This window comes from Streptomyces sp. CB02400 (assembly GCF_001905725.1).
Taxonomy (GTDB): domain Bacteria; phylum Actinomycetota; class Actinomycetes; order Streptomycetales; family Streptomycetaceae; genus Streptomyces; species Streptomyces atrovirens.
In genome coordinates this window covers 409337-424018 of the sequence record NZ_LIWB01000006.1, presented here as the reverse complement: position 1 = coordinate 424018, position 14682 = coordinate 409337, and the positions used below count along the sequence as shown (strand labels likewise).

General features: G+C 74.1%; 11 protein-coding genes. 7 read left to right on the top strand and 4 right to left on the bottom strand.

The genetic code is table 11. The annotated features are described in order from the left end of the window. Positions 1 to 323 precede the first annotated feature (323 nt). Together AMK33_RS18085 and AMK33_RS18080 are read left to right on the top strand one after the other, a co-directional pair. Entirely contained in the window at positions 324 to 905 is a 582-nt protein-coding gene (locus AMK33_RS18085; RefSeq protein ID WP_073933889.1) for a hypothetical protein, read from the top strand. A gap of 106 nt (positions 906 to 1011) precedes the next feature. Further along, positions 1012 to 1809 (top strand): IclR family transcriptional regulator, encoded by a 798-nt coding sequence (locus AMK33_RS18080; protein ID WP_201263038.1) that lies wholly within the window; start codon positions 1012 to 1014, stop codon positions 1807 to 1809. A 23-nt stretch (positions 1810 to 1832) separates the two neighbouring features. On the opposite strand, the gene AMK33_RS18075 is transcribed toward AMK33_RS18080, so the two are convergent. The 4 genes from AMK33_RS18075 to AMK33_RS18060 all read right to left on the bottom strand — a co-directional run bounded on the left by AMK33_RS18075 (position 1833) and on the right by AMK33_RS18060 (position 9763). Next, positions 1833 to 6485: a hypothetical protein gene (locus tag AMK33_RS18075; protein ID WP_073933847.1), complete on the bottom strand. Its 4653-nt coding sequence runs from the start codon at positions 6483 to 6485 to the stop codon at positions 1833 to 1835. A 34-nt stretch (positions 6486 to 6519) separates the two neighbouring features. Further along, a complete protein-coding gene (locus AMK33_RS18070) occupies positions 6520 to 7401 on the bottom strand; it encodes a hypothetical protein (protein WP_073933846.1) in 882 nt (293 codons plus the stop codon). Positions 7402 to 7450: 49 nt separating this feature from the next. Next, on the bottom strand, positions 7451 to 8977 hold the full coding sequence (locus tag AMK33_RS18065) for a hypothetical protein (protein ID WP_073933845.1): 1527 nt from the start codon (positions 8975 to 8977) through the stop codon (positions 7451 to 7453). 69 nt (positions 8978 to 9046) lie between these two features. Then, positions 9047 to 9763, bottom strand: coding sequence for a GntR family transcriptional regulator (locus AMK33_RS18060; protein ID WP_073933844.1), 717 nt, complete (start codon positions 9761 to 9763; stop codon positions 9047 to 9049). 134 nt (positions 9764 to 9897) lie between these two features. Here AMK33_RS18060 and AMK33_RS18055 point away from each other — a divergent pair, with 134 nt between their 5' ends. Genes AMK33_RS18055 through AMK33_RS18035 form a run of 5 tightly spaced genes read left to right on the top strand, consistent with a single transcriptional unit; the run spans position 9898 to position 14364 of the window. Next, positions 9898 to 11217 carry an MFS transporter gene (locus AMK33_RS18055; protein WP_073933843.1) on the top strand — a complete coding sequence of 440 codons (1320 nt, stop codon included), beginning with the start codon at positions 9898 to 9900 and terminating at the stop codon, positions 11215 to 11217. After that, positions 11214 to 12059: a putative hydro-lyase gene (locus AMK33_RS18050; RefSeq protein WP_073933842.1), complete on the top strand. Its 846-nt coding sequence runs from the start codon at positions 11214 to 11216 to the stop codon at positions 12057 to 12059. The genes AMK33_RS18055 and AMK33_RS18050 overlap by 4 nt, the downstream gene beginning before the upstream one ends. A 39-nt stretch (positions 12060 to 12098) precedes the next feature. Beyond that, complete coding sequence (locus AMK33_RS18045) at positions 12099 to 12857, top strand: LamB/YcsF family protein (RefSeq protein WP_073933841.1); 759 nt, start codon at positions 12099 to 12101, stop codon at positions 12855 to 12857. Further along, positions 12854 to 13477: a 5-oxoprolinase subunit PxpB gene (gene pxpB, locus AMK33_RS18040; RefSeq protein ID WP_073933840.1), complete on the top strand. Its 624-nt coding sequence runs from the start codon at positions 12854 to 12856 to the stop codon at positions 13475 to 13477. The genes AMK33_RS18045 and pxpB overlap by 4 nt, the downstream gene beginning before the upstream one ends. Beyond that, complete coding sequence (locus tag AMK33_RS18035; RefSeq protein WP_073933839.1) at positions 13474 to 14364, top strand: biotin-dependent carboxyltransferase family protein; 891 nt, start codon at positions 13474 to 13476, stop codon at positions 14362 to 14364. The genes pxpB and AMK33_RS18035 overlap by 4 nt, the downstream gene beginning before the upstream one ends. The last annotated feature ends 318 nt before the right edge of the window (positions 14365 to 14682 follow it).

Below are 14682 nucleotides of genomic sequence, written 5' to 3'. Positions count from 1 at the left end.
CCGTCCGGAAGCTGTAGTTCCGTACCTGGGGCGGGAGATGGGGAGTTGTCCGGGCATTGCGGGAGATTGCCTCCCGGAATCAGGGGCACCTTCCTGGGGCCGACCTCCGGAACGGGAGAGGACGGTTGGCCGGTTTCTTTCCAGGTCGGGAATCTTCACGACGCGCCGTTCGTCCTTCTCTGTGGGAAATGGGGGCGGAATCGGCCACAAGAGCCGTGTCCCGCACCTGGTCGGCGTAGAACGGCGCAAGCCGGGCAGCCACTGGAGAACCGGGTCTTCGAACACGGGTGAGCGGTCTGCTGGCGGTGGGGAGTGACACGTTGATGGGCACGGCGGAGCGGCGCGAGGCGCCCGAGGAGGGCGCGGCGGCGCAGGTGACGACGCGGTCGGATGCCGGGGCGCCCGGACCCGGTGCAGCCGCGTCCGGGCACGGGACGGCCGGCGAACACGGCGCCGCGGCACGGGAGATCAGAGGGAGCACCGGCGAGCCCGGCGGCTTCAGCGGGAAGGCCTCCTACCGGCCGCTGTGGGTCGAGGAGCCTGCCCGGCAGCGCCGGTTGCCGGACCCGGTAAGGACGGCGGCCGTGCGGGCGGTGCTCATCACCTCGGTGACACTGATTCAGGCCATGGTGGCCTTCCTGTGCACGCTGGCCGAGTCCTGGCTGGCGTTCCCCATGGTCATCAGCAGTGTCGTCAGTACGATCCTGGCGACCTGGGGAGTCCTGGACGTCTGGGTGACCCGCCAGGTCTGGAATCAGCGCAATGGTGTGGTGTCCGCGCCCAGCAGCACCGCGCGGGCCCTGCGGCGCGAGCGGCGCCGCGCCCGCCGTCAGCAGCGGGCCGCCCAGCGGGCGCAGGCTCGAATACGCCGGCGGGGCGGAGCCGGGCAGCTCTCGCACCCCTGAGACCGCTCGCTCGCCGGGACGCGGGCCCTCGGTACGCTGAAGTCGCACATGGCGCGCCGGCAGGCGCCCTGCGCAACGGTTACCGACAGATGGTGAGAACCGAGCCATGACCGGCGAGCGGAAACAGCCCGGGGGGAACGGGAAGGGCACGACGAGTGCCGTGCAGTCGGTGGACCGTGCGGTGAGCGTGCTGGAGATCCTGGCCCGGCACGGCGAGGCGGGTGTCACGGAGATCGCCGGCGAACTGGGCGTGCACAAGTCCACGGCCTTCCGGTTGCTCGGTGTCCTGGAGAACCGCGGTCTGGTGGCCCAGACGAAGGACCGCGGCAAGTACCACCTGGGTGCCGGTGTGCTGCGCCTCGCGGGGGCGGCCGCCGTGCGGCTGGACATCTCGCAGGAGGGCGTCCCGGTCTGCCGGGACCTCGCCGACGAGCTGGGCGAGACGGTGAACATAGCGGTGCTGGACGACGACGCCGCCGTCAACATCATGCAGGCCCGGGGCACGGCGTCGGTCACCGCGCAGAACTGGCTCGGCAGGCGCACCCCGCTGCACGCCACCGCCGGCGGCAAGGTGTTCCTGGCCCACCTGCCACCCGCCGTTCGTGAGGGCCACCTCGCCCGCCCGCTGCACCGGTTCACGGAGCGCACGATCACCGAGGCGCCGGAGCTGCGCGGTGAGCTGGAGACGGTGGTCGAGCGGGGGTACGGCGCCACGCTGGAGGAGCTGGAGCTGGGACTCGCGGCCGTCGCGGCGCCGGTCCGCTCGCACGACGGCACGGTGATGGCGGCGATCAGTGTCTCGGGGCCGGTGTACCGGCTGCGTGCGGACCGGCTGCCCGAGTTGGGCAGCCGGACGGCGACGGCGGCGGCCGAGCTGTCCCGGCGCATGGGCTACGGCTTCTGAGCCGCGTCCGGGGTACCGCCTGATCAGCCGCTCGCCGCCGCGGGCCGCTTGAACATGCGGGTCGCCGTGATCTCGCTGTGCGCCTCCTCGGTCGGGTCCTGCTGCGGGAGCCCCGGCCGGAGGTGTTCCTCCACGCTGATGTACTTCAGGCCGGCCCGCAGGTCGGCGTCGTTCCGCAGCCGGATGACCAGCGGGAACTCCGCGAGCGCCGTGGTGTCGAACAGACCGGTGGTGTACAGGAGCTGGACTCCGAGCGCGTCGGAGACCGCGCGCTGGAGCTCCAGGAGGTAGGTGGCGTTGGCGCGGCCGATGGGGTTGTCCAGGAACAGCGTGCCGGCGTGGCGGTGCTTGTCCCGGCCGCGGTCGTTGGAGCGCAGGGCGGCCATCGTGCAGTACAGGGCGATGGCCGCGGTGAGCAGCTGGCCGCCGGAGAACACGTCGCCCATCTGGCCGACGGGCACGCGTTCGGCGCGCAGTACCGCGTCGGGCTTGAGGATCTCGACGGCGACGCCCTTGGGCTGGAGGGCGGCGGCGACCCCGCGCAGCAGCAGGGACATGCCGTCGCGCCGCAGGTCGGAGTTCTTCCTGACGGCCGCCCGGGTCGCCTCGTCGACGACCTCGCCGAGCCGCTCGGTGAGGGTGGCCTGGTCGGGTTCCTCGAAGCGGATGCGCAGGAACTCCTGTCCGGACCACTCGCCGAGGCCTTCCGGCAGCCGGGACAGCCGCTGGGCGGAGCGGAGGGTGGCGAGGGCGGACTCGACCAGGCCCCGCAGCCGGTCCACGATCGAGTCGCGGTTGCGCTCCAGCTGTTCCAGCTCGTCGGTGAGGACCCGCAGCCGGGGTGCGAAGGCGTCCGCCCACTTCTGGGCGTGCTCGGGCAGTGCGGAGGCGGGCAGTTCGCGGATCTGCTGGCGTGCGGGGGTGCGGACCTGTTCGTAGCGGGTGGAGTTGGCGTGCCGGACGAGGATGTCGCTCGCCTCGCGCACGGCGGACTCGGCGGCGGACAGGTCGGCGGCGCAGCCGCGCAGCGAGCGGCGGGACTCGGCGGCGGACTGCCGGGCCTCGTCCAGGCTTCCCGGGTAGGGCTCGGGCTGCTCCTGCTCCTCCTCGGGGGTGTGTTCGCGCAGCAGGTCGCGGAGCATGGCGGCGATCTCGTCGAAGCCGCCGGCCGCGTCCTCGGCGGCGCGGTGCGCGTCGAGGAGTTCGGCGTGGGCCTCCCGGGCCTGGCTCAGGGCCTCGCTGCGGGAGGCGAGTTCGGTGGTGGCGGTGCGCAGGAGGGCCTGGGCGTGCTCGGCGTCGCGCGGCACCAGTTCCTCGGGGAGTCCGGTGTGCGCCTCGCCGTCCTCGGGCGCGAGCCGTTCGGCCTCGCCGCGCAGCCGTCCGAGCTGCTCGCTCGCGCTGGACATGCGGGTCTCCAGGAGCTGCACCAGCTCCTCGGCGCGGGCGGCGGCGGCCTGCCGGCTGGGCCCGTCGGAGCCGTCGGGCGACTGGAGCAACTGCTCGGCGCGGGTACGGACCTTGTTGCTGAGCCGGTCCAGTTCGGCGCGGGCGGCGCTCTCGTCGCTCTCCGCGCGGGCCTGTTCGGCGCGCAGGTCGGCGCCGACGCCGACCTTCTCGTACACCTGGGACGCGGCGCGGTAGGCCTCCCGCAGGGCGGGCAGGGAGGCCTGCGGCGCTCCGGTGCCGTCCTCGGGCACGTCGTCGGGGGCGCCCGCGATCTCGGAGCGCTCGGCGCGCAGCGCGCGGGCGGTGCGCCGGGCGTCGTCGGCGGCCCGCTGGGCGCCGCGCCGGTCCTCGTCGGCGGCGCGCGCCCGTTCCAGGCAGGTCTGGGCGCGGGCCTCCGCCTCGGTCGCGTCGTCGGCGAGTTCGCGCAGCTTGACCTGCCAGCCGGCCCGTTCGCGCAGCCGGAAGGCGAGTCCGGCGAGGGCGTCGGCCGCGCGCCGGGCCTTCTGCGCGGCTTCCTGCCGCTCGTCGCGGACGCCGACTGCCTCGGCGGCGGCCTCCTCGGCCTCCGCCCGCACGGTGCGCGCCTCGGCCAGCTCGGCCTCGGACTCCTCGGCGAACGCCCGTGCCTCGTGGGCCGTACCGGACAGCTCCGTGAGCCGTCCGGCGGGGCAGCCGGTGCGCCAGGAGGCGAGCCGCGCGGCCAGCTCCCGGTCCTTGCCGAGCCGGGCGGCGAGCGCGCGGATCTCCTCGTCCCGCTCGGTCGCCCGGGCGCGCAGGGTCTGCCGTTCCTCGTCGGCGGCATGCTCGTCGTGCATGGCCGGGTTCGGCGGTACGAGGAAGACGTCCCCGGTGTCCGTGCCCGGCGCGGGGGTGGGGGCGAGCAGGGCGGCGGCGGTGCCGACGGCGACGGCGGACCGGGGCAGCAGGGCGGCGTCGCTCAGTGCCTCGCGGGCGCGGAGGTGGGAGTCCGGGTCGGTGATGACGACGCCGTCGACCAGTTCGGGGCGGGCGGCGAGCACGCGCGCGTGGTCGGCCGGGTCGACGGCCTGGGCGAGGTAGCGCCATCCCGGAAGGGCCGGGATGCCGTGCTCGCCGAGGAACTCGACCGTGGCCAGCACGTCCGGGCCTGGCGGCAGCAGCCCGCCGTCGCCGAGGGCGCCGAGGATGCGCGCGTCGTCCGCGGCGGCGGTCCGCAGGTCGAACAGTTGCCGCTCGGCGGAGGAGACGGCGTCGTCGAGCAGTTCGCGCAGCTCGTCGGCGAAGCGGTCGAGTTCCTCGGCGGTCAGGGTCCCCTCGGCGGGAGAGGACCCGGCGTCGGAATCACCCGCGGCGCGGTCGGCGTCCGGGCGCTGTCCCGGCACATTCGTCCGCTGCCTGCCGGTAGCTCCCGGCAGGCTCAGCAGTTCCGCCAGCCGCTGTTCGGCGGCGAGGGCCTCGGCCGTGCGGCGCTCGCCCTCGTGGGCGCGCTCGGCCGCCGTGGCCGCGTCCGCCGCGCGAGCCGCGGTGAGTTCCGCGCGGCTCTCGGCGGCGGCCGCCTCCCGCGCGTGCTCGGTGGCCCGGCGGGCCGCCTCGCGGGCGGTGTCCCAGGCGGCGACCGCCGTCTTCTCGGCGTCACTGGCCGCGAGGGCGGCCCTGGCGGGGTCGGCGTCGGGGGCGCTGTCGTCGAGCCAGCCGGCCCGCACGGCCTCGGCGGTCTCCTGCTCGACCTCGGTGAGCCGCTGCCGCAGGTGCCCGACCTCGCTGCGGGCCCGCTGCGCCTCGGTGGCGGCGGCGGTGGAGTCGCGGTAGGCGCCGTCGCTGACCTCCTGGAGGGCTGCGGAGCGCTCCTCCTCCTCGTTGGCGAGGTTCTCGGCGTTCTGCGCGGCCGCGTGCAGGGCGCGTACCAGGTCGACGGCGGCCTTGGCGCGCGCGGCCAGGGCGGGGGCCGCGTCCCGTTCGGCCTCCTGGATGGCGGCTGACACCCTGGCGACGCGGTCGGCTGCGGCGCGGTGGCGCAGTACGGCCTCGGCGGCCTGCCAGGCCGAGTACAGGGTGCGCGCGTCGGCGAGTTCGCGTTTCTGGGCGGCGGCGGACTTCTCGGCGGCGGCGAGCGCCAGGGAGGCGTGCCGGTAGGCGAGTTCGGCGGAGATCAGCGCGCTGTGCTCGCGTGCCGACTCGGCGTGGGTGACGGCGTACGCGGCGGCGGTGACCCGTTGCGCCAGGTCGGCCGCGCGGACGCGTTCCCGGGCGCCGCGCGCGGAGAGCCTGCGGGCCAGGGTGCGGGTGCGGCGCTCGGCGGTGGTGTGGATCTCCCGCGCGCGGGTGCGGGCCTCGGCGGCCTCGACGATCCGGCCGAGCAGGTCGACGGACCCGGCGGTGAAGTCGCGTTCGGCGATCAGTTCGGCGCGCCGGCCCAGCTTGTTGCCGAAGCCGCCGACCAGGTCGGCGAGTCCGTCGGTGTCCCGGGTGTCGGTGACGGCTCGCAGCAGCAGGTCGGTGAAGTCGGAGTCCTTCTTGACCGCGAAGAGACCGGCGGCCTCGCCTTCGTCGGCGTTCATCTCCCGCTGATAGCGGAAGAGTTCCGGGTCGAGTCCCAGCTCGCCGAGGTGCTCGGTCCAGCGCTCGTGGATCTCCTCCCAGTGCACCTCCAGGTGCGGGTAGTTCTTGCCGGCCTCCGTGAGGGCGTCCCGGAAGCCCTTCATGGTGCGGCGCCGTCCCCGCGCGCCCGACTGGCCCTCGACGGGCGGCCGTACGGCCGTGGACTCGGCGACGGGGAGGTTGTCCAGACTGAGACCGGGGCCGGGCCGGAAGGAGTACCAGGCCTCGGCGAACTTCCTGGGGTCGTTGGAGACCTGGCGGCCCCGCCACTCGCTGGCCTTGCCGACGACGACGCACTCGCCGGTCTGCACGTGCTGCCACTCCAGCGCCACATGGCCGCAGTCGTCGGCGAGCAGGAATTTGCGCAGCACACCGGAGCTGGCGCCGCCGAGGGTGTTGCGGTGGCCCGGGAGCATCACGGAGAAGATCAGCTTCAGCAGGACCGACTTGCCGCCGCCGTTCTCCAGGAAGAGCACCCCGGCGGGCGCCGGCCGGCGCGGCGGGCCGACGGGCTCCTCCTGGAAGAACTCCGCCTGCGTCGGCGCGGGGTCGGGCACGGCCCCGCCGACACCGCGCAGGTCGAGCACGGTGTCGGCGTAGCGCGCACCGGCCGGCCCGATGGAGTAGAGGCGGACCCGGGACAGCTCGTACATGGCGGACTCTCGTGAGGCTTCGTGAGACGGGGGTTCAGGCGGAGTGGAACGGCAGGCCGGCGTCGGCGACCAGCTCCAGGTCGTCGCCGTCCTCGGGCGGCAGCAGGGTGGGCGTCCCGTCGGTGACCGGGACGACGCCCAGCTCCAGCAGCTCGGCCATGGCGGCGCCGCCCGCCATGTCGCGGACCTGGAGCTGGTAGCGGGCCGTGGTGCGGTACGTGCCGCCGTTGTCGTCGCCGGTGCGCTGCAGGAAGCCGGAGTCGGTGAGGAAGCCGACGGCCTTGGCGACGATGCCGGTGGTCGATCCCGCGAGCCGGCGTGCGTCCTTGGTGGCGCCGGTCGAGCTGCGTCTGGCCCAGATCCGCCACGCGGCCTCCAGGCCGGGGGCGTCGCTGGCCGGGTCGGTGTTCTCGCCCTGCTCCGCGGCCCGCTCCTCCAGGCGGTGGCAGGCCTGGCGGACGAAGGCGTCGACGCCGTTGACCGTGACGCGCCCGATGTAGCCGTCGTCGGCGAGGTCCTCGGGGCGCGGGAAGGCCATGGCGGCGACGGCGAGGTGGGCGAGCCCGTGCAGGAACCTGTCGCTGCCGTCGGCGGAGGTGCGGCGCGCGTAGTCGCCCATGCGGACGGCGAAGACGGAGTCCTCCGCGGCGGTGACGGCCATGCCGGCGCGCGGGGACACCTCCAGCACGATCAGTCCGAGGCCGGTGGCCACGGCGTCGGCGAGCCGCGCGAACGGCGGGTCCTCGCGGTAGCGGCGCAGCAGGTCGGCGTACTCCTGGTCGCGGGCGGGCTGGAGCTTGGGCTGCAGGCCGAAGGCGACGAGCCGCGCGGCGTCGGCGGCGTCGGCGGGTGTGACGGCGGCGCTCGCCGGTGCGGCCACGGCCTCCGGCTCACTCCACTCGACGTGCTCGGTCACGGTCGGGACTCCTTGTTCTGGGACACCTCGGTACGGACTGCTTGCTCCGTCATGCCGCCTCCGACCGGTCCGCGGCCATCCCCGCCGCGTCCAGCAGGGCCGTGCCGACGATGAGGTCGGCGCCGCCGAACTCGGGGTCGTCGAGGTCGGTTCCGTCGTCCACGGCGAACAGCAGTTTCGGTTCGCCCTGGCGGTAGGCGGTGCCGACCGGGGGGCTGGCGGCGTGGATGGCGAGCAGGGCGACCAGGTAGGGCAGTTCGGGGTCCTGGCGGCGGGCGTCGGCGAGCAGTCCGGACAGCCGGCGCGGTGCGTCGGCCGGCAGGTCCAGCAGCTCCGTGGCGGCCGCGAGCTGCTCCTCGCTGAAGCGGCTGTCGTCGGGCGTGGCGATCAGGTCGGGCTCGGGCATCTCGACGCCGAGGTGTTCCCGCTCCACGGGCGGTGTCAGCAGGATCTCGACGAGGTCGGCGACCCGGACGGAGACCGGGGTGCGCAGTCCGGTGCCGTGGGCGAAGAAGGCGTCGGTGACCCGGGCCGCCCGCTCCACGGGCAGCGGCAGCAGGGGCGCGAGGAGGTGGCCGTAGAGGTCGGTGCCCGAGGCCGACGTGGGGGTGGCGAAGGCCTGCCGGTCCTGTTCGGCGCGGAACAGCGGGCCGGCCTCCAGCAGCCGGGACTGCAGCTGGGTGTGGCGCCGGATGCAGTCCTTGACGATGTCCACCAGCTCGGCCGCCCGGCGCTTGTGCTCGGGGTCCTCGGACTCGTCGCGGGCCTTGCGGATGTTGGTGAGGATCGCGTTCTCGTGGCGGTAGCGGTCCGCCACGTGGTCGAGGGCCTCGGTGATCATGTCGGGCACGGCGCTCAACCAGTCCACCGCGCGGACGTTGCGGCGGGTGGCGTCCAGGGCCCGGCGCAGGGTCTCGGAGTACTGCACGGTCCGGTAGCGGGCCTGCTCGGCGGCGAGCTGGGCGTCGGCGAGCCTGCCTCGGCTGATCAGCACCTCCAGCTTGACCTCGGCGGCGATCTGCGCGCTGGTGACATCGGTGTCCAGGGCGCCGACCAGGACGTTGACCGCCTCGTCGGTGGCCCGCAGGTACACCGTGCCGCCGGGGCCGGGCACCTCCTCGATCAGCTTGAAGTCGTAGTCGCGGCGCACATAGGTGCCGTCCGCCCCGAACACGCCGTACACCGCGCGGAAGCCGCGGTCGACGCTGCCGACGTTGATCAGGTTCTCCAGGACCCAGCGGGCCACCCGCTCGTGCTCGGCGGCGGAGCGGCGCGGGGCCTGGGCGGCGATGCGCGGGATGAGCCGGGCGACTATCTGGTCGTGGTCCGCGCCCGTGTCGAAGTCCATGTTCAGGGTGACGAGGTCGATGCCCGCGAGGGCGATCTCCGCCATGCCGTACACCGAGTACTCGCCGGCGAGGTTGGCCTTGCGCGCGTCGAGGTCGTGCAGCGGCGCGGTGCACGCGAGCGCGCGCAGCCGCCGCGCCAGCCCTTCGTCGGCGGCCGGGCCCGGCGCGGGCCGCGGCCCCGCGCTGAGCTGGGGCGGAACGCTGTCCGTCGATGCAGGCGAAGTCACGGTGCACAGACTAGGTCCTCGGTCTGACAACGACCCAAACGACCGTGTTGCGCCCCGGCGCGACGGTCGTCACACCGCCGGCCGGCCGTCCTGGCCGTCCTCGCCGACACGCCGCCGGTACACCTCGACGACCCGTTCCAGCGAGACCTCGAGGTAGGCCGCCAGCAGCGCCTCGGCCCTGTCGCGGTCCCCGCCCTGCAAAGCCTGGAGAATCCCGACATTGCGGGCGATGTACGGTTCGTGCAGTCGCCGGGGTTCGTCCACGACGTGGAAGGCGAGCCGCAGTTCGGCGAAGACGCTGCGCATCAGCTCGTCCGTGCGCTCGCTGGCGGCGAGGGCCACCAGTTCCCGGTGGAAGTGGATATTGGCCGTACCCACGCCTTTCCAGTCACCTTCGCGCGCCGCCTTACGCCCCTGTTCCACCACCTCGGTGAGCGCGCCGAGCGCGTAGGGCGGGTCGCCGAGCCCGCGTACGACGGCGCACTCGACGAGCCGGCGGGTGCGGTAGATGTCCTCGACGTCCTCGACGGTCAGCACCCGGACGAACACGCCCCGGTTCAGCTCGTGGACGAGCAGCCGTTCGTGCGTGAGCAGCCGGAACGCCTCGCGCAGCGTGTTGCGGGAGACGCCGAGCGCGCCGCCGATGCTGTCCTCCGACAGCCGCGTACCGGGCGGGAAGTAGCCCTCGGCGATACGGCTCCTGAGGATGTCCGCGACCCGCTCGGCGGTGCTGGTACGGCCCAACAGGGCACGGTCGTCGGCCAGTCCGCCCATCTGCTCTGCCATGCCGGAATTCAATCGCACGCGGAAGTACGAGACAACATGGGTATTGAAGGATCGTTCAACGATCCTCTACCTTGCTGGACAGTGGCACGGCTCACCCTTTCCCGCACCCTCCGTCCTCCCTCTGCGAGGTGCCCATGAGCACGCCCCCTCCATCGCGGGCCCTGACCGACACCCCACACCCCGCACCACCCGAACACGCCCCCGACGACGGGGCGTTCGGCTGGCTGCACGCGCTGGGACCGCGCGGCCGGCGCGCCTTCGGCGGCGCGTTCGGCGGCTATGCCCTGGACTCGTACGACTACTTCACGCTGCCGCTGACGATGGTCGCGCTGTCGGCGTACTTCGGTCTGGACAGCGGTCAGACCGGCCTGCTCACCACCGTCACCCTGGTGGTCTCCGCGGTCGGCGGCGCCCTCGCCGGCGTACTGGCCGACCGCATCGGCCGGGTCAAGGCGCTGCTGCTGACCGTGATCACGTACGCGGTGTTCACCGTGGCCTGCGGCTTCGCGCCCAACTACGAGACGCTGCTGGTGTTCCGCGCGCTGCAGGGCCTCGGCTTCGGCGGTGAGTGGGCGGTCGGCGCGATCCTGGTCGCCGAGTACGCGAGCGCGCGGAACCGGGGCCGCACCCTCGGCGCGGTCCAGAGCTCCTGGGCCGTGGGCTGGGCGCTGGCCGTGATCGTGTACACGGCGGTCTTCTCGCTGGTGGACGACGACCTGGCCTGGCGCGTGATGTTCTGGACCGGCGCGCTGCCGGCGCTGCTCGTGGTGTGGGTGCGGCGCAGTGTGCGGGACGCGCCCGAGGCGGCCGCCGCGCGGGAGAAGAGCACGCGGAAGGGCTCGTTCGCGACGATCTTCCGGCCGGACCGGCCGGGAGCACCGGGTCTGCTGCGCACCACGCTCTTCGCCGTGCTGCTCTCCACCGGCGTCCAGGGCGGCTACTACACCCTCGCCACCTGGGTGCCGACCTATCTGAAGACGGAGCGCGACCTGTCGGTCGTCGGCACCGGCGGCTATCTGACGTTCCTGATCTCGGGCGCCTTCATCGGCTATCTGACCGGCGGCTACCTCACCGACCGGCTGGGCCGCCGGCGCAACATCTGGCTGTTCGCGCTGCTGTCCGCGATCTGCATCCTGGCGTACACGAACATCCCGAACGGCGCCAACACCGTGATCCTCGTGCTCGGCTTCCCGCTCGGGTTCTGCATGTCGGCGATCTTCAGCGGCTTCGGCTCCTATCTGAGCGAGCTGTACCCGACGGCGGTGCGCGGTACGGGGCAGGGCTTCACGTACAACACCGGACGTGCCGTGGGTGCCGTCTTCCCCACGACGGTCGGCTTCCTGGCCGACAGCTGGGGCGTGGGCGGGGCGCTGGTCTTCGGCGCGATCGGCTACGGCATCGCGGCGCTGGCGCTGCTGGGGCTGCCGGAGACGCGCGGGAAGGAACTGGAGTGAACCACACCGACGACCGTCCGCCGACCGCGGTGGACGACCGCCCTGTGACACTGGCCGACGAGCACGCGCGCGCGTGGAGCCCGCGCACGGCGCGCGCCCGCTTCCGGGAGGGGCTGACGGGCCCCACGGCCGGCGTGGCCGCGGGGCACACGCAGGCCAATCTGATCTCGGTGCCCGCCGACTGGGCGTACGACATGCTGTTGTTCTGCCAGCGCAACCCCAAGCCCTGTCCGGTCCTGGACGTCACCGACGCCGGGTCCACGGCCACCGTCCTCGCCCCGGACGCGGACCTGCGCACCGATCTGCCGCGCTACCGCGTGTGGGAGCACGGCGAACTGGTGGACGAGCCGACGGACGTGCGGGCGCACTGGCGCGGTGATCTGGTGTCGTTCCTGATCGGCTGCAGCTTCACGTTCGAGTGGGCGCTGACGGCGGCGGGCGTTCCGGTCCGGCACGTCGAGCAGGGCCGCAACGTTCCCATGTACGTGACGAGTTGGCAGTGCCGTCCGGCGGGACGGCTGCGCGGGCCGATGGTGGTGTCCATGCGGCCGGTGCCGCCGCGGCACCTCTCCGCGGCGATCCGGGAGAGCAGCCTGCTGCCGGCGGTGCACGGCGGGCCCGTGCACTGCGGTGATCCCTCCGGGCTGGGCATCGACGACCTCGGCCGCCCGGACTTCGGCGAGCCGGTGGACTTCGAGCCGGACGACATCCCTGTGTTCTGGGCCTGCGGGGTGACCCCGCAGGCCGCGGTCATGGCCTCCCGTCCGCCGTTCGCCATCACGCACGCACCGGGACAGATGTTCCTCAGCGACGCCCGCGACGAGCAGTTCCGCGTGGCCTGACCGCCCTGTGCTGCACGAGACAGGAGAAACGAAGGACCCATGACGTCGATCGATCTGAACGCCGACCTCGGTGAGGGGTTCGGCCGCTGGCGGCTCACCGACGACGAGCGGCTGCTGTCCGTGGTGACCAGTGCCAACGTGGCGTGCGGTTTCCACGCCGGGGACGCGTCCACCATGCGCCGGGTGTGCGAGCTCGCCGCCGGACGCGGGGTGCGGATCGGCGCCCAGGTCTCCTACCGGGACCTGGCCGGGTTCGGGCGGCGCGCGATGGACGTGCCGCCCGCCGAACTGGCGGCCGAGGTCGCCTACCAGATCGGCGCACTGGAGGTGTTCGCCCGCGCGGCGGGCGCCCGCGTGGCGTACGTCAAACCGCACGGGGCGCTGTACAACCGGGTGGTGCGCGACGAGGAGCAGGCCGGCGCGGTCGTCGACGGGGTGCTCCTGGCGGACGCCACGCTGCCCGTGCTCGGCCTGCCCGGCTCCCGGCTGCTGGAACTGGCCGGGAAGGCGGGTCTGCCGGTGATCACGGAGGCGTTCGCCGACCGGGCGTACACCGACGGGGGCACGCTGGTGCCACGCAGTCAGGAGGGCGCCGTGGTCACCGACCCGGAGTCGGTGGTGGCCCGCTCGGTGGACCTGGCCCGCCACGGGGAGGTCGACGCGCACTCGGGACGGCGTATCGAGGTGCGGGCGCGCTCCCTGTGCCTGCACGGTGACACGCCCGGCGCGGTGGATCTGGCGCGCCGGGTGCGCGACGCGCTGGAGGCGTCCGGGGTACGGGTGGAGGCCTTCGTATGAGGGTGCTGCCCGTCGGCGAGGACGCCCTGCTCGTCGAGGTCTCCTCGGGCGACGAGGCCCAGGCGCTCCACGCGGAGCTGCTGCGGCGCCGCGCGGAGGGCTCGTTGCCGGTCGGCGAGATCGTCCCGGCGGCGCGTACGGTGCTGCTCGACGGCCTGTCCGATCCGGTCCGGCTGGCCGCCGAACTGACCGCCGGCGAGGTGCCGCCCGTGCTCCCGCGCGCGCGGGAGACGGTCGAGATCCCGGTGCGCTACGACGGCCCGGACCTCGCGGACGTCGCCGCGCACTGGGGTGTCCCCGCGCGGGAGGTGGCCCGTGTCCACGCGGACACCGAGTTCCGTGTCGCCTTCTGCGGATTCGCGCCCGGCTTCGGTTACCTCACCGGTCTGCCGGCGCGCTACGACGTGCCCCGCCGGGCCACTCCGCGTACCACTGTTCCGGCCGGCTCGGTGGCGCTGGCGGGTCCCTATACGGGCGTGTACCCGCGGTCCTCGCCGGGCGGCTGGCAACTGATCGGTACAACCGACCTCGTGCTGTGGGACCACGCGCGCGTGCCCGCGGCGCTGCTCTCCCCCGGCACGCGGGTGCGTTTCGTCCCGGTGCCGGGGTCCGCGGTATGACGGACCGTGCGCTCGCCGTCGTACGCGCGGGAGCCCTCACCACCGTGCAGGACCGGGGCCGCCCGGGGCACGCCCACCTCGGTGTGCCCCGCTCCGGGGCACTGGACGGGCCCGCGGCGGCGCTCGCCAATCGGCTGGCCGGCAACCCGCCGGACGCGGCAGTCCTGGAGACGACCCTCGACGGCTGCTCCCTACGGCCCCGTTCGACGGTCACCGTGGCGGTCACCGGGGCTCCCTGCCCGGTCACCGTGGACGGCCGGCCGGCCGCCTGGGGAGCGCCGGTACGCGTGCGTGCCGGGTCCGTGCTGGACGTCGGGGCGGCGGTCTCCGGCGTACGCGCCTACGTGGCCGTCTCCGGTGGGGTCGCCGTCGAACCGGTGCTCGGCAGCCGCTCCACGGACCTGCTCTCCGGTCTCGGCCCGGCCCCCCTCACGGACGGTGCCGTGCTTCCCCTCGGCGCTCCGCGGGAGGGCCACGCGCGCGTGGACGTCGCCCCGCAGCCGGCGCCCCCGGACGAGCTCGTGCTGCGGGTGACGCCGGGCCCGCGCGACGACTGGTTCACCCCGGCCGCCGTACGGCTCCTCACGTCCCGCACGTACCACGTGTCGCCGGCGAGCAACCGCATCGGGCTGCGCACGACCGGGCCGGCCCTGGAACGGGCCCGGCGGGACGAACTCCCCAGCGAGGGGATGGTGCTGGGCTCGGTCCAGGTGCCGCCCGACGGCACGCCGGTGGTCTTCCTGGCCGACCATCCGACCACCGGCGGCTACCCGGTGATCGCGGTCGTCCACCCCGCCGACCTCCCGGCCGCCGCACAGGCACGCCCCGGCACGCCGGTCCGCTTCGTCGCCGTACGCCGCCGGCACCTGTCCGGCGTGATCGGCTGAACAGGTCAGGCGGGGCCGGGGTGCTGTTCCCCGTCGACAACGCGGCCAGGGCTGCCGGGACGGCGGCGGAGGTCCGTGGGTCCAGGCGGACACCGGTGCCCCACGCGTGGTGGCTCATGTCGTCGACGGCTGGGGAGGGCAGGTCGGTGCACCCGGCCGGGTGGCCCGACTGGTGGACGCCAGAGGCGAAGGGAACGGCCAAACGGACGACGTCAGACCGGTGTTCGGCGACCGCGGCGGTCAGGTGCCGGTCGGGGAGGGCAGGTCGGTGCACCGGCCGGGTGGCCCGACTGGTGGACGCCAGAGGCGAAGGGAACG